Source organism: Micromonospora sp. NPDC049060 (assembly GCF_040649055.1).
In the GTDB taxonomy this organism is placed as follows: domain Bacteria; phylum Actinomycetota; class Actinomycetes; order Mycobacteriales; family Micromonosporaceae; genus Micromonospora; species Micromonospora reichwaldensis.
In genome coordinates this window covers 59,544-86,398 of sequence record NZ_JBEZEV010000017.1, presented here as the reverse complement: position 1 = coordinate 86,398, position 26,855 = coordinate 59,544, and the positions used below count along the sequence as shown (strand labels likewise).

The window sequence follows — 26,855 nt, the reverse complement described above, 5'->3', positions numbered from 1 at the left end:
CGGACGTCCTCTTCGGCGCCGCCGCCGCGCTGGCGGTGGACCGGCTCTTCGCCGCGCACCTGCTGGACGCCTGGGCCGCCGGCCGCACCTCCCTGTGCCTGAGGGAACCGGCAGCGATCCACGCCGCAAGACCACGCCCGGCCGGTGGCGGGTGCTGGGTCACCCGGAGGGCATCCTGATCTACGAGGTGCGCTGCATCGTCGAGAGCCACGGCTGGACCGAGCCCGCCGCCGAGAGGTTCCACAACCTCATCCTCGGGCGATCGGGGGCCTACCGGCGGCGGCTCAACGGTCGTACGACCTTCTCGGACGCCACCTCCGTGCTGATGACCCGGCCCGGCGACGAGATGTCCGTGTCCCACCCGCTGGGCTGCGGCGACTCGTACACCTGCGTGCAGGTCGACCCGACGGTGCTGGCCGGACGCCCGGACGGGGCGCGCTGGCTGGAGACCGCCGGCTGGGAGGGCACCTCGGACGCGTCGCTCGACCTGGCACACCGGATGCTCATCGCGGAGTTCCGGCGGGGACTGGACCACTTCGAGATGACGGAGCGGCTGCACCGCTTCCTCGACGGGGTGCTCAGCCGTACCGGTGCCCGGGACGAGCCGGGGACGGACCTGGCACGCGCGGTCAGCCGGCGGCCCGCCACCCAGGTCGCCCACCGCCGCCTGGCCGACCGGGCCCGCGAGGTGCTCACCGCCGGCGACTACTCGCTCAGCCTCGACGAGGTGGCCCGCGAGGTGGGCGCCTCCCCGCACCACCTGAGCCGGGTGTTCCACCGGGTCACCGGCAGCAGCCTCACCGCCTACCGGAACCGGCTGCGGGTCCGGGCGGTGCTGGACACCCTCGCCGAGTCGGACGAGCGGCCGCTGCGCACGGTGGCGGCGGAACACGGCTTCGCCGACCAGGCCCACCTCACCCGGGTGGTCCGGGACCACGTCGGCCACCCCCCGGCCCACCTGCGCCGACTCCTCACCCAAACCCGACGGCCCTGACCCCGCCTTACTCCTTGACCCGCTGTCCCTGCGTTCGGGCCAGGTCGGGCGGCCGGGTCGGGCCGGTCGGTCGGGCCGGATCGTGGCGGGGTTTTGAGTCGGCGGTCAACCGAGCATCGATGTTCAAGACCCGGGCCGCCCGGCGGCCGAAGATGGAATCCGTCAGCCGGGATCGAGCCGCCGGATCGGCGGTCGCGGGGTGCGCGGACCTGTTCGGGGAGGCCCGCAGCTCCAACCGGCTGCGACCTCGGCGACGGCAAGGCGCCGTCGCCGCCCGCCGGTGGTGCCGTACACCCCCCTGTACGGCACTCCGGTGGGCACGGGGCGGCCCGTTCGAAGGATCTTGACGGGGATGGCCGGCCGTGATCGGCTGCGCTCATGGGCAACCAGTGGCGGGCACAGTTCGACGCAGAGGTCACCTTCGCCAACGGCGGCGGGCTGCGGACCGACGGGTTCCGTCTGGACATCCCCGGCCGCGACATCGCCGACGACGAACTGGCGGCGCTGTTCGTCCGGCACCTCGGGCTGCTGATGGTGGCCGAGGTACGCATCACCGGCCGGACGATCATCGAGGAGCCGCACAAGGGCGGCCGGGGTGTGGCCGCCGGGGCCGGCCCGGACGACGGTTCCCGGCGACGGCTGGTCGAGCTGAGCCACGTGGTCACCGACGGCATGACCACCCTGCCGGGCTGGCCGGCGCCACGGATCACCGAGTGGCTGACCCGGGAGGCGTCCCGCGCCAACTACGCCCCCGGCACCGAGTTCCAGGTGGGGCGCATCGACATGATCGCCAACACCGGCACGTACGTGGACACGCCCGCCCACCGCTTCGCCGACGGCGCCGACCTCGCTGGCACCCCGCTGGACCGCCTCGCCGACCTGCCCGGCCTCGTGGTCCGGGTACCGGCCGGCACCCGCGCGGTGGACCGGCTGCTGCTGGCGCCGTACGACGTCGCCGGGCACGCGGTGCTGCTGCACACGGGCTGGTCGGCGCACTTCGGCACGGACCGGTACGGCGCGCCGGAGGCGCCCTACCTCACCGGCGACGGCGCCCGGGCCCTGGTCGACGCGGGCGCCGCCCTGGTCGGTATCGACTCGATCAACATCGACGACATGAGCCCGGCTGCGGCCGGCGAGCGACCGGCGCACAGCACCCTGCTGGCCGCCGGCGTCCCGATCGTGGAGCACCTGACCGGGCTCGACGCGCTGCCTCCGACCGGCTTCCGGTTCACGGCCGCCCCACCGATGGTGGCCGGCATGGGCACCTTCCCGGTACGGGCCTTCGCGGTCCTCAATCCCACCTGATCGGCGACCGAGGGCCACGCCAACACCGCGAGATCAACCTTCGGGTCGGCGCGCGAGCTGGCCGTGACGGCAGGCTGCCGGGATGTCACGGGCACCGCGCGTCCCCAGAGAGTTGGCGTTCCTCCCGTTCTCCGGCAGTCGGGCCGTCGCCGCCGGCCTCGTCACGTGGCGGATGCTCCGCGGGCCGTCCTGGCGCCGGCTGCTGCCCGACATCTACGTCCACGTCGACGGCTACCGTGAGAACGACCACCGGATGTGGTGCGACGCCGTTGCCCTCACCCTGCCGACGGGGGCCGCCATCAGCGGTCTCAGCGCGGCATTCCTGTGGGGCGTGGACCTCCTCCCACGCGCGAGCCCGGTCTTCGTCACGCTTCCGGCGACGGCCCGTCGACGCTCCACTCGGCGTGTGTCGGTCGACCAACGGTCGTTCTCCGCGCGGGAGATCACCCGCTTCGCCGGTTTGCCGGTCACCACCGGCGTCCGCACGGCCTTCGACCTCGGGCGGCAGTCGGCCCGGACGGACGCGCTCGTGGCGGTGGACGCGCTGCTGCATCGGCGGGTGGTCAAGCTCCCGACGTTGGGCAGCTACCTGGACACGCACAACGGCTGGCCCGGCACCGCCCAACTGCGGGAGGTGCTCGCGCTGGCCGAGCCGCTGAGCGAGTCCCCGATGGAGACCCGGCTCCGGCTCGTCCTGCACGACGCCGGCCTGCCACCCCTGACCGCGCAGCACGACGTGTACGGCACCCATGCGCAGCGGGGACGCGTCTTCCTCCGCCGCGTCGACCTCGCCCACCCCCGGTGGCGAATCGCCACCGAGTACGAGGGTGACCACCACCGGGAACGCGCCCACTTCCAGCGGGACGTGGCTCGGCTCAACGCGCTCCGCGCGGCGGGCTGGTTGGTGTTGCGCTTCACGGCGGACGACGTACTGCGGCACCCCGCCCGGATTGTCCGGCTGGTGACCGACGCAATCCAGGAACGCCGGCCCGCCCAATGCTGATCAGGACGCCATGGACCTCAAACCGGCCAGATAACGTCCATGGCGTCCTGATCACCGGGGCGCCCGCACGCACGCGGCGGGCGGCGAGGGCGGCCGCACGTGAAGGCGGGGCGGGGGTGGGTCAGTAGCGGACCGAGATGTGTCGGGTGGTCGGGTCGATGCGGATCTCGCCGCCGTACGGGACGATCAGCTGCGGGTCGGTGTGGCCGAGGTCGACGTCGAAGACCACCACCGCGTCGGGGCAATAGGCGGCCAGCGCCCGGGTGACCGCCTCCCGCTGCGCCGCCGCCCAGTCCCGCCGCTCGTCGGGGGTGTGCTGCCGGGTGAAGTCCCACGCCTTCGGCCGGCCGACGAGGACCGCCGGGAAGCCGGCGAGCAGACCGCGCTCCCCCATGTTGCGCAGGATCCGGAACACCTCGGTGGCCGAGGGGAGTTCCTCGGAGGTCTCGACCATCAGCACCGACCCGGCGAGTTCCCCGGCGTCAGGGACCCGGTCGGCGGCCAGCAGCCAGTGCAGGATCTCCAGGTTGCCGCCCCAGGTGCGCCCCTCGACGACCGTCGACGGCCCCTGCCAGCGCCAGCCCTCGCCCGGGAGCATCTCCGGCTCGTCGGCCAGCGTCGCCGGGTCCTGCCAGTCGTTCGGCCGGTCGCCCCATTCAGGCGCGGGCGTGAGGTCGTACCAGCCGGAGGTGAAGAGGGCCGCGCGCAGCGAGTCGAAGGTCAGCGGGTGCGGGCTGCCCGGCCGACCGAGGTGCACGAGCACCGACCCGCCGTGGTACGACACGACGCCCAGCCGGTACAGGTGGTTGAGGACGTTGGTGTTGTCGGAGTAGCCGAAGTACGGCTTCGGGTTGGCCCGCAGCACGGCGTCGTCCAGGTGCGGGGTGACCGTGATCAGGTCGTCCCCGCCCACCGTGGCGAGCACGGCGGCGATCGTCGGGTCGGCGAAGGCGGCGGTCAGGTCCCGGGCCCGGTCGCGCGGGTCGGCGCCGAGTACCCGGGTGGTCGGGTACTCCACCGGCTCCAGGCCGAACTCCTCGCGCAGCCGGCGCAGCCCCAACTCGTACACGTGGGGGAAGAGGGCCGGCAGGCCGGCGGACGGCGAGACGACCGCGACCCGGTCTCCCGGTCGTGGCTTGGGGGGATAGCTCGACGACGTCATGATCGGACGCTACCGACCGGCTCCAGCGGTTTTCCGCTGGTCCGCCCCGCCGGGACGCTGGCGGACGGCCTCTAGGCTGGCCCCGCCGAAGTTGATCGAGCATTCGGAGGCCCCGTGAGCACCCCCGCCGGACATCCGCCGCAGCCCTTCCACCACGGCCCACCGCACGGCGGCCCGTGGGGAGGCCCCGTGCCGCCGCCGGTGACCAGGCGCATCCCGGAGGACCAGCCCTTCGTGGTACGCCCCAACGTCGCGAAACGCGGCCTGCTGATGACGGGGGTGGTGCTGCTCCTCATCCTCCCGATCGCCTGCTGCGCCGGTCTCGGCATGGCGAACTCGTCCGATCCGCAGCTGCGCTCCCAGTCCGTGGTCGCGATCCTCGGCGTGGTGGGCTGCCTGCTGGCCCTGGTCGCCCTGCCGCTGGGGATCCAGCTCTGGCTGATCGGTTCCGGCGGCCCGGTGCTGGCACTCGGCCCCGCCGGGCTCTGGATCCGCACCCGGCCGACCCGGGGCCAGGCGATCTGGCTGCCGTGGGAGGGCGTCGCGCGGATCTCCCGGCGCCGGTGGAGCCTGGAGAAGATGCTGGTGGTCACGCCACGCGATGCGCGGGCGCTCCAGCACCTCGGGGCGTTCACGGCGCTCGACAGCGCGGCCCTGAGCGCCTTCTACGGCTCGGGGCTGGTCGCCACGCTCAACTTCGCGGACCGGTCCGAGGCGGAGATCATGGCGGCGGTCGCCCACTACAGCGCAGGCCGCTGCCAGCTCACCTGATCGACGCGGCGCCGGCAGCCCCGGCCCGGCCGGGAAACCCCACATACCGGGCACGAGCCGCCCTAGGCTGGCGGCGTGGACCAGGAGATGCGCGACGAGCTGCCGCGTACCGCCGCGCTGCTGCTCGGCACCCTGGTGCTCGCCACCGCGTTCATCACCGCGTACGTCGGCGCGCTGCACCGTCCCACGCCCCGCGACGTGCCGGTCGGGGTGGTGCGCGGCGACCAGAAGGCACAGGCCGTCCTCGCCGCCGTACGCAACCAGAGCGGCACCCTCGACGCCGTCGAGTACGCCGACCCGCGGGCCGCCGACGACGGCCTGCTCACCCGCGAGGTGTACGGGGTGCTCGCCACCGGCGCCGAGGGCGGACTGGTGCTGACCACCGCGAGCGCCGCCGCGCCGGCCGCTACCGACGTCGTCGTCCGGGTCCTCGACACCGCCGCCCGGCAGGCGGAGATGCCGCTGCGGGTCACCGACGAGGTGCCGGTGGCCGCGACCGATCCGCGCGGGCTCGTGCCGTTCTACCTGGCCGTCGGGTACGTGCTGGGCGGTTACCTCGCCGCCACCGTGCTCGGCCTGGGCAACGGCACCGCCCCGCGCAGCCTGCGCCGCGCCGGGCTGCGGATCGCCGCGCTGGCCGTCTACAGCCTGGTGCTCGGGGCCGCCGGCGCGATCGTGGTGGGACCCGTCCTGGACGTCTGGGACCACGACCTGGTCGGGGTCGCCGCGAGCGGGGCGCTGGCGGTCCTCGCGGCGGCGATGATCGCCTCGGCGGTGCAGGGCTGGCTGGGGCTGTTCGGCACCGGGCTGGTGATCCTGCTGCTGGTCGTGCTCGGCAACCCCGGCTCCGGCGGCATCTACGCCCCCGAGTTCCTGCCGACCTGGCTGCGCGGCATGCACCGGTGGAACGTGCCGGGGCTCGCCACCGACCTGCTCAAGTCCGTCGTCTACTTCGACCGCCGGTCGACCGGCTGGCCGATCGCCGGGCTCACCATCTGGACGGCGCTGGGCGTGGCGGGTGTGCTCAGCGCCACCCCGTTCCAGGCCCGCCGTCGCGCCGGTCGACGCCCCGCACCCGGCCCCACCAGCACAGATGCGCCCGGCGCCGGCTGAGATGTCAGGAAGGGCCCCTTCCTCTACCGCAGACGATTGCAAGGGTCCCCTCCTTCCCGGCGGGGGACGCGGATACGATCCAGGGAGTCGGACAGCGCTGTCCTTCGTACTCGCGTAAGGAGCGCATCGTGACCGACCAGCACGACCACGACGGCCCCGACGCCGCCCTGCGGGCCGACATCCGCCGCCTCGGCACCCTGCTCGGGCAGACCCTCGCCCGCCAGGAGGGCCGGCCGCTGCTCGACCTCGTCGAGGAGATCCGCGCCCAGGTGCGCTCGGACGCCCCCACCGCCGCGCAGCGGCTCGCCGGCCTGGACGTCACCACCGGCACCAAGCTGGCCCGCGCCTTCTCCACCTACTTCCACCTGGCCAACATCACCGAGCAGGTGCACCGGGCCCGGGAGCTGCGGCGCCGCCGGGCGGTGCAGGGCGGCTGGCTGGACCAGGCGGCCAAGATGATCGCCGAGCGCGGGGTGCCGGCCGAGGAGATCGCCGCGGCGGCCCGGCGGCTGGCGGTACGGCCCGTCTTCACCGCCCACCCGACCGAGGCGGCCCGCCGGTCGATCCTGTCCAAGCTGCGCGCCATCGCCGACGAGCTGGACACCGAGACCGCGAACGCGATCCTCTACGGCGCCAGCGACGAGGGCCCGGCCAACCGCCGCCTCGCCGAACTGCTCGACCTGATGTGGCAGACCGACGAGCTGCGGCTGGACCGGCCGGACCCGACCGACGAGGCCCGCAACGCCATCTACTACCTGCGCGACCTGTACGCCGAGGCCGCCCCGCAGGTCCTCGACGACCTCGCCGACACGCTGCGCACCCTCGGCGTGGAGACCTCCCCGACCGCCCGGCCGCTGTCCTTCGGCACCTGGATCGGCGGCGACCGCGACGGCAACCCGTTCGTCACGCCGGCGGTGACCCGCGAGGTGCTGACGATCCAGCACGAGCACGGCATCGCGGCCACCGAGAAGGCGATGGACCACCTGATCGACGAGGTGTCCGTGTCCCGGCGGCTGCGCGGGGTGTCGCTCGACCTCTCCGCGAGCCTCGCCACCGACCTGGACGCGCTGCCCGAGGTGGCGGCCCGGTTCCGCCGGGTCAACGCCGAGGAGCCCTACCGGCTCAAGGCCCGCTGCGTGAAGGCGAAGCTGGCCAACACCCGGCAGCGGCTGCGCCAGGGCACCGCGCACGTGCCCGGGCGGGACTACCGCGGCTCCGCCGAGCTGGTCGCCGACCTGGAGCTGCTGCGCGCCTCGCTGGCCCGCAACGCCGGCCAGCTCACCGCCGTGGGCCGGCTCGCCTCGACCATCCGTACGGTCTCCGCGTTCGGGCTGCACCTGGCGACCATGGACGTCCGGGAGCACGCCGAGGCGCACCACGCGGTGCTCGCCCAGCTCTACGCGGCCGTCGGCGAGGTCTCCGACTACCCGTCGCTGAGCCGGCAGGAACGCACGAAGCTGCTCGCCGACGAGCTGACCGGTCGCCGGCCGCTCTCCACGCTGGACACCCCGCTGACCGAGGCGACCCGCAAGACGTTCGACGTGTTCGGCACCATCCGCGAGGCGCAGGACCGGTTCGGCAACGAGGTCATCGAGTCGTACATCGTCTCGATGACGCTCGGCGTGGACGACGTGCTCGCCGCCGTGGTGCTGGCGCGCGAGGCCGGCCTGATCGACGTGCACAGCGGCCGGTCCCGGATCGGCTTCGTGCCGCTGCTGGAGACCCCGGCCGAGCTGAACACGGGCGGCGAACTGCTCGACGAGCTGCTCTCGCTGCCGGCGTACCGGGCCCTGGTGGCGGCGCGGGGCGACGTGCAGGAGGTGATGCTGGGCTACTCCGACTCCAACAAGGAGGCCGGCATCACCACCAGCCAGTGGTCCATCCACCGGGCCCAGCGCGCGCTGCGCGACGTGGCGGCCCGGCACGGCGTACACCTGCGGCTCTTCCACGGCCGCGGCGGCACGGTGGGTCGCGGCGGCGGGCCCACGCACGAGGCGATCCTGGCCCAGCCGTACGGCACGCTGGACGGCGCGATCAAGGTCACCGAGCAGGGCGAGGTCATCTCCGACAAGTACTCGCTGCCGTCGCTGGCGCGGGAGAACCTGGAGCTGACCCTGGCCGCGGTGCTCCAGGCCACCCTGCTGCACACCGCGCCCCGGCAGCCCGCCGAGATGCTGGAACGCTGGGACGCCACCATGGAGCTGGTCTCCGACTCGGCCTTCCGGTCGTACCGGTCGCTGGTCGAGGACCCGGACCTGCCCGCGTACTTCTGGGCGTCGACGCCGACGGAGCTGCTCGGCGCGCTGAACATCGGCTCCCGGCCGGCGAAGCGGCCGAACACCGGGGCCGGGCTCGCCGGGCTGCGCGCCATCCCGTGGGTGTTCGGCTGGACCCAGACCCGGCAGATCGTGCCCGGCTGGTTCGGGGTCGGCTCCGGGCTGGCCGCGGCCCGCGAGGCGGGAATGGAGGACGTGCTGGCCGAGATGCACCGCAACTGGCACTTCTTCCGCACGTTCCTGTCGAACGTCGAGATGATGCTCACCAAGACCGACCTGAGCATCGCCCGCCGGTACGTCGAGACGCTGGTGCCGAAGAAGCTGCACCCGATCTTCCACAAGATCGAGCAGGAGTACGAGCTGACCAAGCAGGAGGTGCTGGCGGTGACCTCCTCGCCGGCCCTGCTGGAGAACTCCCCGGTGCTCCAGCGCACCCTGGCCGTCCGCGACACGTACCTGGAGCCGCTGCACCACCTCCAGGTGGCCCTGCTGCGCCAGTACCGGGAGTCCGGGGCGGCGGGCCGGGCGGTGGCCACGGCGCCGGGCGGCCGGCGTGCGCCGAGCGACGGTACGGCGCTGGAGCGGGCGCTGCTGACCACGGTCAACGGCATCGCCGCCGGCATGCGCAACACGGGCTGAGCAGCGAGGAGGGGCACCTTTCCGCGCTTCCCGCAGCGGAGGGGTGCCCTTCCTCTACGGCGCCGCCGAGCCGGCCAGCGCCACCGATGCCGGTCGTGCCGCCCGTGCCGCCGGCGCCGGTGTCGGCCGTGCCGCCGGCACCGGTGGCGCCGTCAGTGCTGGTCGTGCTGTCAGTGTCGGTCGTGCCGTCGGCGTCGGCCCTACCAGTCGCCGCCGCCGAAGTCACCGCCGCCGAAGTCGCCGCCCCCGAAATCTCCGCCGCCGCCAAAGTCACCGCCGCCGCCGAAGTCACCGCCCTGCTCGCCGAATCCGGTGCCGTCGCCGAAGCCCTCCTGGTAGCCGGCCTCGTAGCCGTACCCGGGGTCGCCGAAGCCGGGCGAGAAGAGCGCGTCGGCGATCAGCACGCCGCCGAGGACACCCGCGCCGGCGCCCAGTGCGGTCTTCCACCACGGGGTGGAGTACCAGCCCGCCGGCACCGGCCGGCCCTGGTAGCGCCCGCCCGGGTAGTAGTACGGGGTGTCGCGGCCGGGCTGCGGGCCGGCCTTGAAGGTCTGCCCCTGCACGTCGACCTGACGCTCCCGGGTGAGCTGCCCGGCGCCCTGCGCGGCGGCCAGCGGGGGCAGCTCGGGGCCGGGGTCGATGCCGAGCGCCACCCGGGCCGCCCGGGCGTAGGTCAGCCCCTCCAGCGCGGTCTCCCGGGCCAGGCGGTACTGCTCGACGCTGCGGGCCTGCTCCAACTGGCTGCCGGCCGCGTTGTAACGCTCCCCGGCGTCGACCAGCGCCTGACGCACGGCCGGGTGGTCGCCGTGCAGGTTCATCACCTGGCCGCCGAGCCGCTCGTACCAGCGCTGGGCGTCGGCCCGCGCGTCGGCGAGGCGGCGCTCCGCGCGGGCGGCGCTCTCCCGACGCCACCAGACGACCGCACCCACCAGCAGCACCACGAGGATGAGCAGCGGCAGATATCTCATGTCTGCGACGTTACCCAGGCCAGGCCAGCGCCACGCCTCCGATCGACGCAGCTCGGCGGCGCGGATCGGAGGCAGAGCCGAGGAGGCCCGGGCCAGGCCGAGCCGGGCCTAGCCGGGCGAGGGCAGGGCCGAGCCGGGCCCAGCCGGGCGAGGGCAGCGGCGGGCCGGGCAGCGGCAGGCAGGGGCAGGCCGGGCTAGTGTCGCCGGCCGAGGTTCCACACGACGGCGTGCACATCACCGCCGGTGGCGGCCAGCTGGCCGGCGACGAGCCCACGGTCGTTGACGAAGCCCACCCGGCCGCCGGAGCGGCCGAGATCCAGCGGGCCGAGGTCGACGCTGCGGCCCCGCGCCCAGGCCACGCCGTGTTTCGCGCCGCTGGCGACGGTCGCCTCGCCGACCACGGTGCCGGCGCCGTTGATCGCCATGGCCTGGCTGTAGGAGCCGCCGAGGGTGCCCAGATCGGTGACGACGCCGTGGTGCCACCGCACGGCGCGCATGTCTGTCGGGGTCTGCGCGCTGCCGGCGACCTGCCCGCGCCCGTTGACGCCCACCGGGTAGCTGTCGGTGCCGAGGTCGGTGAAGACACCTTCGTACCACAGGAAGGCGTGCCATCCGGAGCCGTCGACCCGCATGGTGCCGACGACCTGGCCCCGGTCGTTGATGCCGGTGGCCATGCTTGTCGCGCTGGCTGGCGGCGTCAGCCGGACCAGCCTGCCGTCGCGCCACAGCGCCGCCTCGGTGCTGGACCCGTCCGCGCTGTTGGTGAAGCCGACGACGTCGCCGCGATCGTTGATCGCCGCCGCGAGGGTGTCGCCACCGCGACCGGGCAGGTCCGTGCTGATCCCGTTGCGCCAGCGGAACGCCCGGCCGTACTGGCCGCTGTCGTCGGTGTGTCTCGTGCCGATCACCTCGCCGCGCTCGTTGACGCCGACGGCCGAGGACGGCCCGTGGACGGCGGAGAGGTCGGTCATGACGCCGTCGCGCCACCGGAACGGCCTGGTCCGCCCGTCGGCCAGGACGGTGGTGCCGACCACCACGCCCCGCTCGTTGACGGCGGCGCCGTGGCTGTCCGTGCCCAGCGTGCCGAGGTCGGTCAGGGTCCCGTCCCGCCACACGAACGCGTGGATGCGGCCGTCGGCGGTCTGGCTGTCGCCGAGGACCAGCCCGGAGTCGGTGAGCCCGACGGGGACGCTCCAGTCGCCGCCCAGCGTCCCGAGGTCCCGCCAGCCGACGGCACCGCCGGGCGGTGCGGCGACCACCGCGACCGGCGCGGCCAGGCCGGCGAGGAGGACTCCCGCCGCTGTGGCGACGAGTGTCCGTACGGGACGCAACCGATCAGCCATGTCGTCTCCCTCCGAGGTCCTGTCGTCACTCTGGGCCATGTCGCCGCTTCCTGTCTGCCCGGAACGGCCCCACCCCGCCACGCCACTCGGCACGATCGGCCACAACGTCCATCCGCGACAAAGGCGACGGGTGCGACGAGAGCGGCACGGCGGCGCGTGGCGCGCCGGTCTGGCAAGCTCCGGGGGTGGACTTCTCGACGCTGGCCGTGGTGATCGTCTGCCTCTGCGCCGGGGGCGCGGCGGGCTGGTACGCCGCCCGGACCCGCTCGGCGACCGAGATCGCCCGGCTGGACGCCACGCTGCGGGCCACCCGGGAGGGCGAGGGGCGGCTCGAACAGTCCATGCGGGCGCTGAGCTACGAGGCCACCGCGCAGTCCCAGGAGGCGGTGGCCCGCGCCGTCGCGCCGCTGCACGACACGCTGCGCCGCTACGAACAGCGCGTCGCCGAGCTGGAGCACGACCGGATCGACGCGTACGCCGAACTGCGCGAGCAGGTCCGCGCGATGAGCACGGTCTCGGGCGAGCTGCGTACCGAGACGAAGCAGCTGGTGGCGGCGCTGCGGGCACCCCAGGTGCGGGGCCGCTGGGGCGAGCACCAGTTGCGCCGGATCGTCGAGGCGGCCGGCATGCTGGAGCACTGCGACTTCTCCGAGCAGGTCACCGCCGCCACCGACCACCAGGGGGTCCGTCCCGACCTGGTGGTCCGGCTGCACGGCGGCCGGTCGGTGGTGGTGGACGCCAAGGCGCCGTTCGACGCCTACCTGACGGCGATGGAGGCCCGCGACGAGCGGGGCCGCGACACGCACCTCGACGCGCACGCCAAGCACCTGCGCGGACACGTGGACGCGCTGGCCGCCAAGACCTACTGGGCCGCGTTCGACAGCACGCCGGAGTTCGTGGTGCTCTTCGTGCCGGCCGACCCGTTCCTCGACGTCGCACTGCAACGCGACCCGACGCTGCTGGAGCACGCGTTCGCCCGCAACGTGGTGCTGGCGACCCCGGCCACCCTGGTCGCGCTGCTGCGTACGGTCGCCTACTCGTGGCGGCAGGAGGCGCTGGCGCGCAACGCGGTCGCGGTGCACTCGCTGGCCCGGGAGCTCTACGGGCGACTGTCGACCCTGGGTGAGCACGTCGGCAAGCTCGGCTCGTCGCTCGGCGGCGCGGTGACCGCGTACAACCGGGCCGTGGGGTCGTTGGAGGCGCGCGTGCTGGTCAGCGCCCGCAAGCTTGCCGAGCTGGGGGTCTCCGACCAGGAGCTGGCCGCGCCCGCGCAGGTCGAGCTGGCGCCCCGTCAGCCGCAGGCCCCGGAACTGCTCGGAAACGCCGAGGCCGGGGCGCCGACCGGTCGGTCGGCACTGGACTGACGGCCGATACCTATCATCGCCGATGTGACAATGGACGCCCACCCATGTCACGAAGTGGTCACAACGAACTCCACGGTAGTGACAGTGACCAGCGGCAGCGCGAAGGATTCGCCTCACGCGTGCCCTGCATCTGAGGGCCCTGTTCTCTGGAGGAAAGAGAACGTGAGCAAACCCCGAAACCTGAGCCGGCGGACCTCCGCCGCGCTCTTCGCGTCGGTCGTGGCGGCCAGCGCGGTGACGGTGGCCGGTGGTGCCGCCACCGCAAGCGCCGCGCCGACCGCCGCACCCGACGCGTCCCAGGCCACCCCTGTGGAGGCGCTGGGCTCGCACGACGCCAAGCTGCTCGCCGAGGCTGAGGCGAAGAAGGCCCCGACCGTCACCCTGATCGTGGCCACCAAGAAGGGCGAGGCGAAGGACGTCGCCGCCGACCTCAAGAACCTGGGCGCGGCCGTCACCGAGCGGTACGACAGCATCGGCTACGTCCTGGCCAAGGTCCCCACCTCCAAGGTGGTCAAGGCGGCCACGCTGCCCGGCGTCTCCGCCGTCGACCTCGACGAGACCATCCAGCTGCCCGACCCGACGCCCGAGGTCGCCCCCTCCGGCAAGAAGGCGGCGAAGCAGGCCACGACGCTGACCGGCCCCGGGGCCGACACCCCGGCCGCCAACCCCTACATGCCGACCAACGAGATCGGCGCGGTCGACTTCGTCGCCAAGAACCCCCAGTGGGACGGCCGCGGCGTCACGATCGGCATCATGGACTCCGGTGTGGACCTCGGTCACCCGGCGCTGCAGAAGACCACCACGGGTGAGCGGAAGATCGTCGACTGGGTGACCGCGACGGACCCGTTCGAGGACGCCACCTGGCGCCCGATGCTCACCGAGGTGACCGGTCCGACGTTCACCTCCGGCGGCGCGACCTGGACGGCCCCGGCGGGCACCTACCGGTTCAACCGGTTCGCCGAGTCGATCACGGCTGCCAGCGACCCGGCCGGTGACGTCAACCGCGACGGGGACCGGACCGACACGTTCGGCATCCTCTACGACCCGGCCACCCACAACATCTGGGTGGACGTCAACCAGAACAACGACTTCACCGACGACGCCATGATGCGGCCGTACAAGGAGAAGTTCGACGTCGGACACTTCGGCACCGACAACGCGGCCACCCCGGTGGTCGAGCGGATCCCGTTCGTGGTCGAGTACCGCGAGGACGTGGACACCACCCCCGTCGGCGGTCCCGGCCTGGTGGACTACGTCAACATCGGCATCGTCGAGAGCACCCACGGCACGCACGTCGCCGGCATCACCGCCGCCAACGACATGCTCGGCAACGGCGCCTTCGACGGTGCCGCGCCCGGCGCCAAGCTCGTCTCGGCCCGCGCCTGCTCGTGGGGCGGCGGCTGCACCTACGCCGCCCTCACCACCGGCATGGCCGACCTGGTGATCAACCGCAAGGTCGACGTGGTCAACATGTCGATCGGCGGTCTGCCGGCGCTGAACGACGGCAACAACGCCCGCGCCGAGCTGTACAACAACCTGATCACCACCTACGGCGTGCAGATGTTCATCTCGGCCGGCAACTCCGGCCCGGGCCTGAACACCATCGGCGACCCGTCGGTGGCCGCCAACGTGGTCAGCGTCGCGGCGAGCATCAGCAAGGACACCTGGCTGGCCAACTACGGCTCCGCGGTGAAGAAGAAGAACGCGCTGTTCAACTTCTCCTCCCGCGGCCCGCGCGAGGACGGCGGCGTCAAGCCGAACATCGCCGCCCCCGGCTCGGCCATCTCCACCGCCCCGACCTGGCAGGCCGGCAACGCGGTCCCCGAGGCCGGCTACGCGCTGCCCCCGGGCTACGCGATGCTGAACGGCACCTCGATGGCCTCCCCGCAGGCCGCCGGCGCCGCCGCGCTGCTGCTGTCGGCCGCCAAGGCGACCGACAACGGCGTCACCCCGGCCGCGCTGCGCCGGGCGATCTACACCTCGGCCAAGCCGATCAAGGACGTCCCGACGTACGCCCAGGGCTACGGCATGTTCAACGTGCCGGGCGCGTGGAAGCTGCTGCGCAAGGGCGTGGAGACGCGCTCCTACACCTCCGAGGCCCCGGTCTGCACCGTCCTGTCCGGTCAGCTGGGCACCCCGAACCTGGGCACCGGCCTCTACAACCGTTGCGCCTCCACCGAGGGTGGGCAGCGGATCGGCCAGTCGAAGAGCTACCAGGTCAAGCTGACCCGCACCAGCGGGCCGGCCGGCACCGTGAAGCACAACGTGGGTCTGCGCGGCAACGACGGCACCTTCACGGCGCCGAAGACCGTCTCGCTCCCGCTGAACAAGACCGTCACCGTCCCGGTCACCGCCAAGCCCGCCACCGCCGGCGCGCACGGCGCGATCATGACGATCGACGACCCGGCCACCTCGGTCGTCGACTTCGAGGTCTCCACCGTCGTCGTGGCCTCGAACGACGTGAAGAAGCCGAACTTCTCCTTCTCGGCCGAGGGCTCGGTCGACCGGAACGGCTTCACGTCGTACTTCGTGACGGTTCCGCCGGGCACGGGCGCCCTCCAGGTGAACCTCTCCGGCATCGCCACCGGTTCGCAGACCCGGTTCATCGCGTTCAACCCGTACGGCGTACCGGTGGAGAGCACCTCCAGCCTCGCCTGCTACACCAACTTCTCCGACGCCAACGCCTGCAAGCCGCAGGAGCGCGACTACCAGAACCCGATCGCCGGGGTCTGGGAGATCGAGGTGGAGTCCCGTCGGACCTCGCCGTCGCTGAACAACCCGTTCCAGCTCACGGCGCGGGTGCAGGGTGTCGCGGTCGAGCCGGCCGTGGTCGAGCTGCCGTCGGTCACCGCCGGTGCGGCGACCCCGGTGACCTGGTCGCTGACCAACACCTTCGGCCCGGTCGCGGTGACCGGTCAGGGCGGCCCGCTCTCCAGCGTCCACGCTGAGCGGCCCACCATCGTCGAGGGCGCGTCGCAGGAGTACACCGTGGAGGTGCCGGCGGGCGCGACCCGCTTCACCGCCCGGATCGGCAACCCGGCCAGCGCCGCGGCCGACCTCGACCTCTACGTCTTCCGCGGTACCGCGGAGGTCGGTCGGGCCGCCGACGGCGACTCCGAGGAGGCCGTGACCATCAACAACCCGCCGGCGGGCACCTACCGGGTGGTCGTCGAGGGTTACGCGGTGGACGGGGCCGGTGGCAGCACCGCCTACGACTACCGGGACTCGTTCTCCGCGGCGGCGCTGGGCAGCCTCTCGGCGCCCGCCACCCCGCTCAACCTGGCCCACGGCGCCACCGCCACCCTCACCGGTACGGTGACCGCCCAGTCCACCCCGGTCGCCGGTCGGGCGCTCTTCGGTGAGCTGTCCGTGGTGACCACCGAGGGCGCGGTCGTCGGCCGCGGTGCCGTCTCCATCGGCGCCGTGAACTGACCCGTCCCGCACCGGAACACCGGAGCCCGTCCCCACCCGGGGGCGGGCTCCGCCCGTTACGGTGAACTCCGCCGCGACGCGGGGTGCTCGGGCCGCCCGACCCAGCACGGACGGACGCGCTCGCCACGTCCGTCGCGACGCAGGGGGCTCAGCCCGCCCGACGCCGCCACGGACGGACGCGCTCGCCCCTGGTGGGCAGGCGCACCCACGTGTGGCGGACGGCCGTCCGCCCAGCCCCGGCGGGCGGTGCCGCTCAGCCCCGGCGGGCGGTCTCGACCAGGAAGGGCGTGCCCTGCTGGCAGGTCGTGAGCAGGTCGCGCTGGACCCGGCCGGTGACCGTGACCTTGGCGCCCGGCTTCAGCAGGTCACGCGGGCCGCCGATCAGCAGGTAGTTGTCGAGCAGCAGGCAGTTGGGCTCCACCCCGGAGGTGACGGTCCCGGTCAGGGTGGTGCCGCCGGCCGGCGGCGTCTTCGTCGGCCCGCCGCTGGGCCTCGTGGGCGGGGGCAGGGCCGGCCCCGTCGGGTCCACCGGGTCGCCAGGGGTCGGCGGGACCACGGAGCTGCTCGGATCAGGGCTGGGCGGGCTGGTCACCGGCTGCGCTCCCGTCGGGGTCGGGGTGGGGGTGTCGCCGGTACCGTCCTGCCCGCCGCAGGCGCTCAGCGCCACGCAGACGGCCAGCGCGGAGACGGCGAGCCGAAGAGTCCTCATACCCTGGTCTGACGCAGCGGGACCGCCCACCGTTCCCGCCGGTCAGCCACGGGCCGCGGCGGCGGCCTTCATGTCCCGCTTGAGCTCCTGCGGCAGCGAGAAGGTCAACCGCTCGTTGGCGGTCACCACCTCGTCGACGTCGGTGAAGCCACGCGCGGCGAGGTGGGCGAGGACCTCCTGGACGAGCTGGTCGGGAACGCTGGCGCCCGAGGTCAGGCCGACCGTGCGCGCGCCCTCCAGCCACGCGTCGTCGATCTCGTGCGCGAAGTCGACGAGGTGCCCGGCGCGCGCCCCGGCGTCCAGGGCGACCTCGACGAGGCGTACGGAGTTGGAGGAGTTGGCCGAGCCGACGACGATCATCACGTCGCACTCGGGCGCGATCTCCTTGACCACGTGCTGCCGGTTGGAGGTGGCGTAGCAGATGTCGTCGCTGGGCGGCGACTGGAGCATGGGCAGCCGCTTCTTGAGCCGGGCCACCGTCTCCAGCGTCTCGTCGACCGAGAGGGTGGTCTGGGAGAGCCAGACGACCTTGTTCGGGTCGCGGACGGTGATCCGGTCGGCGTCCTCCGGGCCGTCCACGAGCTGGATGTGCTCGGGGGCCTCGCCGGAGGTGCCGATGACCTCCTCGTGCCCCTCGTGGCCGATGAGCAGGATGTCGTAGTCCTCGGCGGCGAACCGCTTCGCCTCCTGGTGCACCTTGGTGACCAGCGGGCAGGTCGCGTCGATCGCCCGCAGCGAGCGGGTCCGGGCCTGCTCGTAGACCTCCGGGGCCACCCCGTGCGCGGAGAAGATGACGGTGGCGCCCTCCGGCACCTCCTCGTTCTCCTCCACGAAGATCGCGCCCTGGGCCTCCAGCGTCTGCACGACGTGCTTGTTGTGCACGATCTGCTTGCGTACGTAGATCGGGGCGCCGTAGAGCTTGAGTGCCTCCTCCACGGTCTGCACCGCGCGGTCCACGCCCGCGCAGTAGCCGCGGGGCTTGGCCAGGATCACGCGCTTGCCGGTCCGGGACGTCACTTCAGCCTGAGTCACCCGCCCATCGTACGTGCCGCCAGAGCGGGCGACACGGGCCGCGACTCCACCACGGCGCGATGCCGGCCGCCCGCCGCCCACCCCCGGCCGAGCCGCGCGGAACTGTCCGGGACGGGCCGTAGGGTGGGCGGGTGAACACAGGCGAGGTGGGGCGGAGCACGTCCGAGGAGCCGTGGCCGGTCCGGGTGGTCAGCCAGAAGGTCGGCGCCTGGATCGCCCGGCTGGGCTGGGTGTGGGTGGACGGGCAGGTGGCGCAGATCAGCCGCCGGCCGGGCGCCAGCACCGTCTTCCTCACGCTGCGGGACCCGTCGGCCGACCTGAGCCTGACGGTCACCACCAACCGGGACGTCCTGGACGTCGGCGCCCCTGAGCTGCGCGAGGGCGCCCGGGTGGTGCTGCACGCCAAGCCGGAGTTCTACGCGGCCCGGGGCACGCTGAGCCTGCGCGCCGACGAGATCCGGCAGGTCGGCCTCGGCGAGCTGCTGGCCCGGCTGGAGAAGCTGAAGAAGCTGCTCGCGGCCGAGGGGCTGTTCGACCGGGCGCGCAAGCGCCGGCCGCCGTTCCTGCCCAACCGGGTGGGATTGATCACGGGTCGCGCCTCGGCCGCCGAGCGGGACGTGCTGACCAACGCCCGCCGGCGCTGGCCGGCGGTGGAGTTCCGCACGGTCAACGTGGCCGTGCAGGGGCCGAGCGCCGTCCCGCAGATCCTCGACGCGCTCAAGGTGCTGGACGCCGACCCGACCGTCGACGTGATCGTCATCGCCCGGGGCGGGGGTGGCATCGAGGACCTGCTGCCCTTCTCCGACGAGGCGCTCTGCCGGGCCGTCTTCGCCTGCCGCACGCCGGTGGTCAGCGCGATCGGCCACGAGACCGACGCGCCGCTTGTCGACTACGTCGCCGACGTACGGGCCTCGACGCCGACCGACGCCGCCAAGCGCGTGGTTCCGGACCTCACCGAGGAGGTGCGCGTCATCCGGCAGGCCCGGCACCGCCTCGAACGCGCGGTGCGCAACCTGGTGGACCGCGAGTCGCACCGGCTCGACGGCCTGCGCTCCCGACCGGTGCTGGCCCGCCCGCAGGTGATGGTCGACCAGCGGCTCGCCGACCTGACCGGGCTGCGCCAGCGGGCCGGGCGCTGCCTGGACCACCGGCTCGCTGCCGCCGACGACGACCTGCGGCACACCCTGGCCCGGCTGCGCGCTCTCTCCCCCGCCGCCACCCTCGACCGGGGCTACGCGATCGTCCAGCGCGCCGACGGCCAGGTCCTGCGCGCCGCGTCCGAGGTCGGCAAGGGCGACCCGCTCCGGGTACGCCTCGCCGAGGGCGAGCTGGCCGCGACGGTCGACGGCTGAACGGAAGCGGAACACACGAGGGCGGGCCGGCCGCGACGGTCGACGCTGAACGGCGACGGAATCACGATGTGGTGGGATGGCAGCGATGACTGACGAGAAGAAGGCCGAACAGCTCAGCTACGAGCAGGCCCGCGCCGAGCTGGCGTCGGTCGTCGAGCGGCTGGAGACCGGCGGCACCACGCTGGAGGAGTCACTGGCGCTCTGGGAGCGCGGCGAGAAGCTGGCCGATACCTGCCAGCGCTGGCTGGACGGCGCCCGCGCCCGCATCGACGCCGCCCGCCAGGACCCCGCCTCCTGACCTCCCCCGCCCGGGCCCCGCTAAGGCCCCCGCACGCCCCGCCCGGGCCCCCGCGCGCCCCCGCTAGGGCCCCCGCTCGCCCCGCCCGGGCTCCCGCGCGCCCCCGCTCGGACCCTGGCTCGCCCGGCGATCATGGAGTTGCGGTGGGCGATACAGGGCGTTCTGCACCTTGTGTCACCCACCACAACTGCATGATCGGCGCGGGCGGGCGGGAGCGCGCCGGGGGGTGGGGTTAGTTGAAGAGGTTGTAGAGCTCGGCGGGGGCCTCGACGACCTGGTCCGCCGGGGGCTTCTGGGCGGCGGTGGCGCTGCCGTAGTCCGAGTACGTGATCTTGATGTCCTGCGCCTTGTTCTGGCCGGCGGCCGGGATCTGGATGACCATCTCGCTGAGCCGGCCCTGCGGGTCGAGCTTCGCGGTGAACGGCACCGACTTCGCCTGCGCCCCGAGGGCCGTGATCACCGTCGGGTCCACCGAACCCGCCTCGGCCGCCTTCGACACGTCGATCGTGCCGGCGTACGCGCCGTCGCCCGTCTGGCGTACCTCCGTGATGCCCTGCGTCAGCACCTCGCTGCCGGCGGGGTCGACCTTGTCGAAGTCGAAACCGAGGTTGCGGTTGCCCTTGATCCGGGTCTGGTCCAGGTGCTGGTACTTGCCGAGGTTGAGCTTCTGCACCCCCGGCACGCTGTTGGCGGTCGTGCCGCCGAGTTCGACCTTCACCCAGCTGTCCGGCTTGTAGTGGACGAGGTCGAGCTTCATGAACAGGTCGTCGGTCGGCTTGCCGATCGTCACCCGCATCTCGGCGCTCTGGGTGGGCTCGTGCACCCGTCCCTCAGCCGTCGAGCCGACGCCGGACATGGTGAACCGGAAGTTGCCGTTGCTGATCTCACGGGTGGAGGCCAGCAGCGCCTGCTTGGCGTCACCGGACGCCGGGGCCGCGCTGCCGGAGGGCGCGGGCGTGCCGGACGCCGAGACGGTCGGGGAGGCGGACGAGCCCGCCGTCGGGGTCCCGGAGGAGTTGCAGGCAGCCAGGCCGGGAGTGAAGAGGGCGGCGGCCACCAGGCCGGCGCTCAGGCGTCGAACAGTCATACGTGTCTCCCACATGGGTCACCCGACGCACCTGGCGGCGGCCGGAAACCGGGCGACGCACCACGTCGGCTGCGCCGCGCGAACCCCCCTGAGGCCGGCTGCCGGGGCGACCGGTCCGGGGTCCGCCCCACTCCTGTTCCCTGTCGCCGCGTCGCACAATCACCGGGATGTCCGGTTGCCCCGGACGGGTGACGCCGGAACGCGGAAACGGGGCGGCCGGAGCCGCCCCGTTTCCGTGTGTCGCTGTTACTTCTTGAACATCTCGTACGTCTCGGGGGACGCCTCGACCACCTTGTCCGCCGACGGCTTCTGCGCGGCGGTGGCGCTGCCGTAGTCCGCGTACGTGACCTTGATGTCGTGCGCCTTGGTCTCACCGGCGGCCGGCACCGAGATCACCAGCTCGGTGAGCCGGCCCTCCGCGTCCAGCTTGGCGGTGAAGGGCAGCGTCTTGGCCTGCGCGCCGAGGGCCTTGACCAGGTCGGCGTCCAGGGTGGCGGCGTCGCCCGCGGCGGACACGTCGAGCTTGCCGGTGTAGCTGCCCTCGGCGGTCTTCTGCACCTCGGTGATGCCCTTGGTCAGCTTCGCGCTTCCAGCCGGATCGACTTCCTCCATGTAGCGGCTGAGCTCGCCGGCGCCCTTGACCTTGGACTGGTCGAGGTGCTGGTACTTGCCCTTCCACTTCTCCGCGCCCGGGATCATGGCGCCCAGCTCGCCGAGGTCGAGCATCACCCAGCTGTCCGGCTCGATGTAGATCAGCTCCATGCCCATCGACATGCCGCCGGACTCGTCGTCGAACTTCATGCTGAACTGGGCGCTGTTGCTGGGCTTGTGCACCAGGCCCTTGCCGCTCAGCCCGGCACCGGTGAGGGTGAAGGTGAAGTTGCCCTTCTCGATCTCCTTCGTGGAGGCGAGCAGCGCCTCCTTGGGGTCGGCCGGCACGGCCGACGCCGCCGAGCCCGCGGCGGTCGGCGCGGGATCGTCCGACTTGCAGGCAGTCAGGCCGGGAACGAGCAGGGTGGCGGCGAGCACGCCGACGCTCCACCGTCGAATGTTCACAGTTAGTTGTCTCTCTTCACGAAACGATGAGCACCTGGCGGACTTCCGCCGCCGGGCAGTGAGCCGGGGCAGCGTAGCCGATCCGACCGACACCCGGGGGGCAGCCGTGGGAGCGGGCTACCGGATCGCCGAGGCCAGGTGCCGCAGTTCGTTGTCCCGGGCGTCGCCCACCACGATCACGGTCCGGTTCGGTTCGAGCAGGACCAGGGCCTGTTCGTTGCCGCGGGCGGTGTACCGCTGCCAGGAACGCCCGCCCAGCTCCGTCTGGCCCTGCGGTTGCCCCTCGGCGGTCAGCTCGGCGGGCAGCAGCCGCTCCGGAGGCACGCTGCTCTGCACCAACTGGGCGGCCCGCCCCTCCGGCGTGAGATAGCCGAGGCGCAGGCTCGACCCGCCTTCGACGGTCTGGAAGTTCGCGCTGACCGTACGCCAGCCGTCGCCCAGCTCCGCCGGCTCGCTGACCGGGAAGGCGTTGGCGGCCCGCGCCGATTCGAGGGCGGGCGCCGGGTCGACGGTCGTCGGCTGGTCGCCGCCGAGGAATCCCCGGTAGAAGGCGAGCAGCAGGGCGATCGGGATCAGCAGCACGAGCAGCGAGATCGCCATGTCCTTCGGCGAGCGCTCCGACTTGCGGGTGTCGACCGCGGGCGGCGGCGCGGGCCGCTCGCCCGTCTCCGCCCCGCCGTCGGGCGGGGCCGCCCCGGGGGCGCCGGCGGGTTCGACAAGCGCCGGCTCCCCTTCCGGCACGGCGGCGGCCCGGGTCGGGGCGACCGGCGGCTGGCCGTCCGGCGGCGTCGAGTCGGCGGGTACGCGATCGGCAGGCTGTGCGGCTTCCACCCCACCATCTTCGCAGCCTCCCGACCGGCCGTATCCGGGCCATCACCGCCCCGACCCCGCGCCGGGTGAGCGATCGTGTGAGGATCAGCGACAAACCCGGCAGCGGCGACGCCGCACCCTGCCGCCCCGCAACGTCGCGAGGAGGAGCCGTCATGACGAACACCAGGACGCGGATCCCACAGGATCTCGACCGCAACCTCGCCCTCGACCTGGTCCGGGTCACCGAGGCCGCGGCGATGGCCGCCGGTCGCTGGGTCGGCCGGGGTGACAAGGAGGGCGGCGACGGAGCCGCCGTCGACGCGATGCGCAAACTGATCAACTCGATCCCCATGCGGGGCGTCGTGGTGATCGGCGAGGGTGAGAAGGACAACGCCCCGATGCTCTTCAACGGCGAGCACGTCGGCGACGGCACCGGCCCGGAGGTGGACGTCGCCGTCGACCCGGTCGACGGCACCACGCTGATGAGCAAGGGCATGCCGAACGCGGTGGCGGTGCTCGCCGTCTCCGAGCGGGGCGCGATGTTCGACCCGAGCGCGGTCTTCTACATGGAGAAGCTCGCCGTCGGCCCGGCGTACGCCGACGTGGTGGACATCAACGCCGGGGTGGCCGAGAATCTGCGCCGGATCGCCAAGGTCAAGGGCACCGACGTCTCCGAGGTCACGGTCTGCGTGCTGGACCGCAGCCGCCACGACGACCTGGTCACGCAGATCCGCCGGGTCGGGGCGGGCATCCGGTTCATCTCCGACGGGGACATCGCCGGCTCCATCGCGGCGGCCCGGGGCGAGTCCGACGTCGACGTGCTGATGGGCATCGGCGGCACCCCGGAGGGGATCATCTCCGCCTGCGCGCTGAAGTGCATGGGCGGGGCGATGCAGGCCAAGCTCTGGCCGCGCGACGCCGAGGAGCGGGAGAAGGCGCTCGCCGCCGGGCACGACCTGGACCGGGTGCTCACGACCGACGACCTCGTCACCGGGGACAACTGCTTCTTCGTGGCCACCGGCGTCACCTCCGGCGACCTGCTGCGGGGCGTCCGCTACCGGGCCGGTGGCGCGTACACGCAGTCGATCGTCATGCGCTCGAAGAGCGGCACGATCCGGGTGATCGACTCGTACCACCGGCTGGAGAAGCTCGCGCTCTACTCGGCCGTCGACTTCGACGGCCGCCCGCTGGCCGAGCAGGAGTGAGCGTCGCCGGGACGCTGGCCACCCCAGCCACGTCGGCGGCCCGCCGGATCACCGGCGTGGGCCTCGCGACCGCCTCCGGGCTGGCCGTGGCCGTGCAGTCCCGGATCAACGGCGAGTTGGGCGTACGCCTGGCCGACGGGATCGCCGCCGCGGTCGTCTCGTTCGGGGTGGGCCTGCTGGTGCTGCTGGTGCTGGTCCCCGCCACCCCGGGTGGGCGGCGGGGGCTGGTCGCCCTGCGCGGCGCGCTCACCGACGGCACGTTGCGGCCGTGGCACTGCCTCGGCGGGGCGTGCGGCGCGCTCCTGGTCGCCGCCCAGGGGCTGACCATCGGCACCCTCGGCGTGGCGGTCTTCACCGTCGCGGTGGTCGCCGGCCAGTCCGGCAGCAGCCTGGCCGTCGACCGGGCCGGGGTCGGTCCGGGCGGTCGCCAGCCGGTCACCGGCCAGCGGCTGGCCGGCGCGGCGCTGACCGTGGTCGCGGTCCTACTGGCCGTCGGCGACCGGCTCGGCGACCCGGGCACCCTCGTGCTGGCCCTGCTGCCGCTGCTCGCCGGGGTGGCCATCGCCTGGCAGCAGGCGGTCAACGGCCGGGTACGGATGGCCGCCGGCAGCGCGCTGACCGCCACGCTCGTCAACTTCTCCGTCGGCACGGTGGCCCTGCTGGTCGCCTTCGCCGTCGACGTCGCGCTCCGGGGCTGGCCGGCGGGCGGCGCGCCGGCCGAGCCGTGGCTCTACCTGGGCGGGCCGATCGGGATCGTGTTCATCGCGATCGCCGCGGCGATCGTCCGGTTCACCGGCGTGCTGCTACTCGGCCTGTCCACCATCGCCGGGCAGATCGTCGGCGCCGTACTGCTGGACCTGCTGCTGCCCACGGCGGCCTCCCGCCCGGGGCCCGTCACCCTGCTCGGCGCGGCGCTGACCCTGGTCGCGGTCGGAGTCGCCGCCCTCGCCCCGCCGCCGCGCCCCGGCCGCTGACGCCGCACGCCGATGGGCGTGCCGGACGGGGCCCGCCGGTGCCGGGCGGCCCGCCGCACCGGAGCCCGGCCGGCGCCGACCACGCCCCGCGCCCGCGCCGTCGCGGCCGGGGCGGCGTCCGGCAGCGGTGCGTCAGGTGCCGTCGGACGAGTGCCCGGGGAACAGGTGCGCGCTCGGGTCGATGGCCACCGCCGCGTTGTTGACCGCCGTGGCCGCCTCGCCGAAGCCGGTCGCGATCAGCCGCACCTTGCCCGGGTACTCCGTGATGTCGCCCGCCGCGAAGACCCGGGGCAGGTTCGTCGCCATCGCGCTGTCGACGACGATGTGCCGGCGGTCCAGCCGCAGCCCCCACTCGGCCAGCGGGCCGAGGTCGGCGGTGAAGCCGAGGGCGGCCACCACCGTGTCCACGGGCAGCAGCTCGGCCGCGCCGCCGCGTACGGTGATCTCGGCGCCGGTGACCGTGCCGTCGCCGTGCAGCCTGGTCACCTCGGCGTTGACGATCACGCGCACCGGCAGCCCCAGCACCCGGGCGACGGTGGCCGCGTGTGCCCGGAACTTCTCCCGCCGGTGCACCACCGTCACCGAGCGGGCCAGCGGCTCAAGCGTCGACGCCCAGTCGAAGGCGGAGTCGCCGCCACCGACGATCAGCACGTCCCGGTCGGCCAGCTCCGTCGGCTGCGGTACGAAGTAGACGATCCCGGCGCCGGCGAAGTGCTCCGCCACCGGCAGCGGGCGGGGCGTGAAGCTGCCCAGCCCACCGGTGACGATCACCGCCCCGCACCGCAGCTGCCCGCCCCCGGCGAGGCCGAGCACCGGCTGCCCGTCGGCGTACGAGAGCTTCTCGGCGCGGGTGCCGAGCAGGTAGCACGGGTCGAAGGGAGCCGCCTGGGCGACGAGGTTGGCCACCAGGTCCCGCCCCTTGACCGCCGGGAAGCCGGCGACGTCGTGGATCAGCTTCTCCGGGTACATGGCGGTGATCTGGCCGCCGGGCTCGGGCAGCGCGTCGACGACCGCGACGGAGAGCCCTCGGAATCCGGCGTAGTAGGCCGCGAACAGCCCGGCGGGGCCGGCCCCGATCACCGCGACATCGACCTCGCGCATGTGCGTACCGTCGCTTTCCGCTCACGGATCAACGCGTGCTGATCCCGACGGTAGGGCCGGCGGCGCGCCCGGGGCAAGCATGTCTCACCGGCGCCGCGCGGCACCGGCGCGTCGACGCTCAGGGCATGGTGAGCGTGGACTCCGAGCGGTGGGGGCCGCCCAGGTCTCCCCGGCGGCGCCGGAAGATGATCGCGGCGACCACCCCGCCGAGCAGCCCGAACAGGTGACCCTGCCAGGAGATCCGCTCGTCGGTGGGGAGGATGCCGACCAGCTGCCAGCCGTAGAGCAGGCCGACGAGCAGGAAGACCGCGAAGTTCCACCAGCTCCGTTCGACGATGCCCCGGGTCAGCAGGATGCCCAGGTAGCCGAAGATGACCCCGCTCGCGCCGACCACCACGGAGGTCGACGAGCCGGTGAACCACACCCCCAGCCCGCTGACCAGGATGATGACGAGCGTCGACCAGAGGAAGCGGCGGGCGCCGGCGGCGAGTACGAAGGTGCCGAGCAGGATCAGCGGGATGCTGTTGCTGTAGAGGTGGTCGAAGCCGTGGTGCAGGAAGGGCGAGAAGAAGACCCCGTCGAGCCCGTCGATGCGCTTCGGGATGATTCCGGCCGTAGCGTCGAGACCGACCGCGAGTCCCTGGTCGAGGGCCTCGATGAGGAAGAGGAACGGCACCACCGCGCACATGGCGACGAAGGCCCGGCCGAGCGCGGCGTAGAACGCCTCGGTGCCGAACCGGTGCGGGTCGCCGCTTCCCGGGTGCAGGGTCACCCGTCAAGAGCTATCAGGTGTCGGGCGCAGCCGCCACTTCTGCGGCGATCCGTACCCGGAACGACGAGGGCGGGGTGTGTGGACGCCCA

At 73.4% G+C, this 26,855-nt stretch carries 22 protein-coding genes; 12 read left to right on the top strand and 10 right to left on the bottom strand.

The genetic code is table 11. The features are described 5' to 3' along the window. The first annotated feature begins 151 nt into the window (after positions 1–151). The 3 genes from AB0B83_RS10450 to AB0B83_RS10440 all read left to right on the top strand — a co-directional run bounded on the left by AB0B83_RS10450 (position 152) and on the right by AB0B83_RS10440 (position 3,302). Positions 152–994, top strand: coding sequence for an AraC family transcriptional regulator (locus AB0B83_RS10450; protein ID WP_357577907.1), 843 nt, complete (start codon positions 152–154; stop codon positions 992–994). 378 nt (positions 995–1,372) lie between these two features. Next, positions 1,373–2,299: a cyclase family protein gene (locus AB0B83_RS10445; protein WP_357577906.1), complete on the top strand. Its 927-nt coding sequence runs from the start codon at positions 1,373–1,375 to the stop codon at positions 2,297–2,299. 82 nt (positions 2,300–2,381) lie between these two features. Further along, positions 2,382–3,302 carry a DUF559 domain-containing protein gene (locus AB0B83_RS10440; protein WP_357577905.1) on the top strand — a complete coding sequence of 307 codons (921 nt, stop codon included), beginning with the start codon at positions 2,382–2,384 and terminating at the stop codon, positions 3,300–3,302. 121 nt (positions 3,303–3,423) lie between these two features. Here AB0B83_RS10440 and AB0B83_RS10435 read toward each other — a convergent pair whose 3' ends face one another. After that, positions 3,424–4,464 carry a S66 peptidase family protein gene (locus tag AB0B83_RS10435; protein WP_357577904.1) on the bottom strand — a complete coding sequence of 347 codons (1,041 nt, stop codon included), beginning with the start codon at positions 4,462–4,464 and terminating at the stop codon, positions 3,424–3,426. Between the two features lie 189 nt (positions 4,465–4,653). Here AB0B83_RS10435 and AB0B83_RS10430 point away from each other — a divergent pair, with 189 nt between their 5' ends. The 3 genes from AB0B83_RS10430 (at position 4,654) to ppc (ending at position 9,263) form a co-directional block, all read left to right on the top strand. Beyond that, positions 4,654–5,235 carry a hypothetical protein gene (locus tag AB0B83_RS10430; RefSeq protein WP_357577903.1) on the top strand — a complete coding sequence of 194 codons (582 nt, stop codon included), beginning with the start codon at positions 4,654–4,656 and terminating at the stop codon, positions 5,233–5,235. 75 nt (positions 5,236–5,310) lie between these two features. Continuing rightward, positions 5,311–6,348: a hypothetical protein gene (locus AB0B83_RS10425; protein ID WP_357577902.1), complete on the top strand. Its 1,038-nt coding sequence runs from the start codon at positions 5,311–5,313 to the stop codon at positions 6,346–6,348. Positions 6,349–6,476: 128 nt separating this feature from the next. Beyond that, the gene (ppc, locus tag AB0B83_RS10420; RefSeq protein ID WP_357577901.1) at positions 6,477–9,263 is read left to right on the top strand and encodes a phosphoenolpyruvate carboxylase; all 2,787 of its coding nucleotides are present in this window, start codon (positions 6,477–6,479) and stop codon (positions 9,261–9,263) included. 200 nt (positions 9,264–9,463) lie between these two features. Here ppc and AB0B83_RS10415 read toward each other — a convergent pair whose 3' ends face one another. Together AB0B83_RS10415 and AB0B83_RS10410 are read right to left on the bottom strand one after the other, a co-directional pair. Beyond that, complete coding sequence (locus AB0B83_RS10415; protein ID WP_357577900.1) at positions 9,464–10,231, bottom strand: hypothetical protein; 768 nt, start codon at positions 10,229–10,231, stop codon at positions 9,464–9,466. A gap of 194 nt (positions 10,232–10,425) precedes the next feature. Further along, positions 10,426–11,574 carry a hypothetical protein gene (locus tag AB0B83_RS10410; RefSeq protein WP_357577899.1) on the bottom strand — a complete coding sequence of 383 codons (1,149 nt, stop codon included), beginning with the start codon at positions 11,572–11,574 and terminating at the stop codon, positions 10,426–10,428. Positions 11,575–11,759: 185 nt separating this feature from the next. Between AB0B83_RS10410 and AB0B83_RS10405 the strand changes: the two genes are divergently transcribed. Further along, positions 11,760–12,938: a DNA recombination protein RmuC gene (locus AB0B83_RS10405; RefSeq protein WP_357577898.1), complete on the top strand. Its 1,179-nt coding sequence runs from the start codon at positions 11,760–11,762 to the stop codon at positions 12,936–12,938. 162 nt (positions 12,939–13,100) lie between these two features. Beyond that, positions 13,101–16,370 carry a S8 family serine peptidase gene (locus AB0B83_RS10400; RefSeq protein ID WP_357577897.1) on the top strand — a complete coding sequence of 1,090 codons (3,270 nt, stop codon included), beginning with the start codon at positions 13,101–13,103 and terminating at the stop codon, positions 16,368–16,370. 253 nt (positions 16,371–16,623) lie between these two features. Here AB0B83_RS10400 and AB0B83_RS10395 read toward each other — a convergent pair whose 3' ends face one another. Both AB0B83_RS10395 and AB0B83_RS10390 read right to left on the bottom strand, forming a co-directional pair. Continuing rightward, positions 16,624–17,079 (bottom strand): hypothetical protein, encoded by a 456-nt coding sequence (locus tag AB0B83_RS10395; protein ID WP_357577896.1) that lies wholly within the window; start codon positions 17,077–17,079, stop codon positions 16,624–16,626. A 42-nt stretch (positions 17,080–17,121) separates the two neighbouring features. Beyond that, positions 17,122–18,111: a 4-hydroxy-3-methylbut-2-enyl diphosphate reductase gene (locus tag AB0B83_RS10390; RefSeq protein ID WP_132233380.1), complete on the bottom strand. Its 990-nt coding sequence runs from the start codon at positions 18,109–18,111 to the stop codon at positions 17,122–17,124. A 131-nt stretch (positions 18,112–18,242) separates the two neighbouring features. Between AB0B83_RS10390 and xseA the strand changes: the two genes are divergently transcribed. Beyond that, complete coding sequence (xseA, locus tag AB0B83_RS10385) at positions 18,243–19,463, top strand: exodeoxyribonuclease VII large subunit (RefSeq protein ID WP_357577895.1); 1,221 nt, start codon at positions 18,243–18,245, stop codon at positions 19,461–19,463. An 85-nt stretch (positions 19,464–19,548) separates the two neighbouring features. Beyond that, positions 19,549–19,761: an exodeoxyribonuclease VII small subunit gene (locus AB0B83_RS10380; protein ID WP_357577913.1), complete on the top strand. Its 213-nt coding sequence runs from the start codon at positions 19,549–19,551 to the stop codon at positions 19,759–19,761. 232 nt (positions 19,762–19,993) lie between these two features. Here the strand turns inward: AB0B83_RS10380 and AB0B83_RS10375 are convergent, their stop codons facing one another. The 3 genes from AB0B83_RS10375 to AB0B83_RS10365 all read right to left on the bottom strand — a co-directional run bounded on the left by AB0B83_RS10375 (position 19,994) and on the right by AB0B83_RS10365 (position 22,735). Continuing rightward, entirely contained in the window at positions 19,994–20,848 is an 855-nt protein-coding gene (locus AB0B83_RS10375; RefSeq protein ID WP_357577894.1) for a hypothetical protein, read from the bottom strand. Between the two features lie 246 nt (positions 20,849–21,094). Continuing rightward, the gene (locus AB0B83_RS10370) at positions 21,095–21,904 is read right to left on the bottom strand and encodes a hypothetical protein (protein WP_357577893.1); all 810 of its coding nucleotides are present in this window, start codon (positions 21,902–21,904) and stop codon (positions 21,095–21,097) included. Between the two features lie 117 nt (positions 21,905–22,021). Beyond that, positions 22,022–22,735, bottom strand: coding sequence for a DUF4245 family protein (locus AB0B83_RS10365; RefSeq protein ID WP_357577892.1), 714 nt, complete (start codon positions 22,733–22,735; stop codon positions 22,022–22,024). A gap of 152 nt (positions 22,736–22,887) precedes the next feature. On the opposite strand from AB0B83_RS10365, the gene glpX reads away from it, so the two are divergent. Next, positions 22,888–23,919, top strand: coding sequence for a class II fructose-bisphosphatase (gene glpX, locus AB0B83_RS10360; protein ID WP_132233372.1), 1,032 nt, complete (start codon positions 22,888–22,890; stop codon positions 23,917–23,919). Between the two features lie 14 nt (positions 23,920–23,933). After that, positions 23,934–24,893 (top strand): DMT family transporter, encoded by a 960-nt coding sequence (locus AB0B83_RS10355; RefSeq protein WP_357577912.1) that lies wholly within the window; start codon positions 23,934–23,936, stop codon positions 24,891–24,893. 132 nt (positions 24,894–25,025) lie between these two features. On the opposite strand, the gene AB0B83_RS10350 is transcribed toward AB0B83_RS10355, so the two are convergent. Beyond that, positions 25,026–25,994: an NAD(P)/FAD-dependent oxidoreductase gene (locus AB0B83_RS10350; protein WP_151455781.1), complete on the bottom strand. Its 969-nt coding sequence runs from the start codon at positions 25,992–25,994 to the stop codon at positions 25,026–25,028. 118 nt (positions 25,995–26,112) lie between these two features. Continuing rightward, complete coding sequence (locus AB0B83_RS10345; protein ID WP_151455782.1) at positions 26,113–26,766, bottom strand: rhomboid family intramembrane serine protease; 654 nt, start codon at positions 26,764–26,766, stop codon at positions 26,113–26,115. Between the last annotated feature and the right edge of the window lie 89 nt (positions 26,767–26,855).

Excerpts from the sequence above, each read along its gene's own strand:
- AB0B83_RS10440 (WP_357577905.1), top strand. The coding sequence starts at position 2,382 with ATGTCACGGGCACCGCGCGTCCCCAGAGAGTTGGCGTTCCTCCCGTTC.
- AB0B83_RS10375 (WP_357577894.1), bottom strand. The coding sequence starts at position 20,848 with ATGACTGTTCGACGCCTGAGCGCCGGCCTGGTGGCCGCCGCCCTCTTC.
- AB0B83_RS10415 (WP_357577900.1), bottom strand. The coding sequence starts at position 10,231 with ATGAGATATCTGCCGCTGCTCATCCTCGTGGTGCTGCTGGTGGGTGCG.
- AB0B83_RS10410 (WP_357577899.1), bottom strand. The coding sequence starts at position 11,574 with ATGGCTGATCGGTTGCGTCCCGTACGGACACTCGTCGCCACAGCGGCG.
- AB0B83_RS10435 (WP_357577904.1), bottom strand. The coding sequence starts at position 4,464 with ATGACGTCGTCGAGCTATCCCCCCAAGCCACGACCGGGAGACCGGGTC.
- AB0B83_RS10395 (WP_357577896.1), bottom strand. The coding sequence starts at position 17,079 with ATGAGGACTCTTCGGCTCGCCGTCTCCGCGCTGGCCGTCTGCGTGGCG.
- glpX (WP_132233372.1), top strand. The coding sequence starts at position 22,888 with ATGACGAACACCAGGACGCGGATCCCACAGGATCTCGACCGCAACCTC.
- AB0B83_RS10380 (WP_357577913.1), top strand. The coding sequence starts at position 19,549 with ATGACTGACGAGAAGAAGGCCGAACAGCTCAGCTACGAGCAGGCCCGC.
- AB0B83_RS10445 (WP_357577906.1), top strand. The coding sequence starts at position 1,373 with ATGGGCAACCAGTGGCGGGCACAGTTCGACGCAGAGGTCACCTTCGCC.
- AB0B83_RS10350 (WP_151455781.1), bottom strand. The coding sequence starts at position 25,994 with ATGCGCGAGGTCGATGTCGCGGTGATCGGGGCCGGCCCCGCCGGGCTG.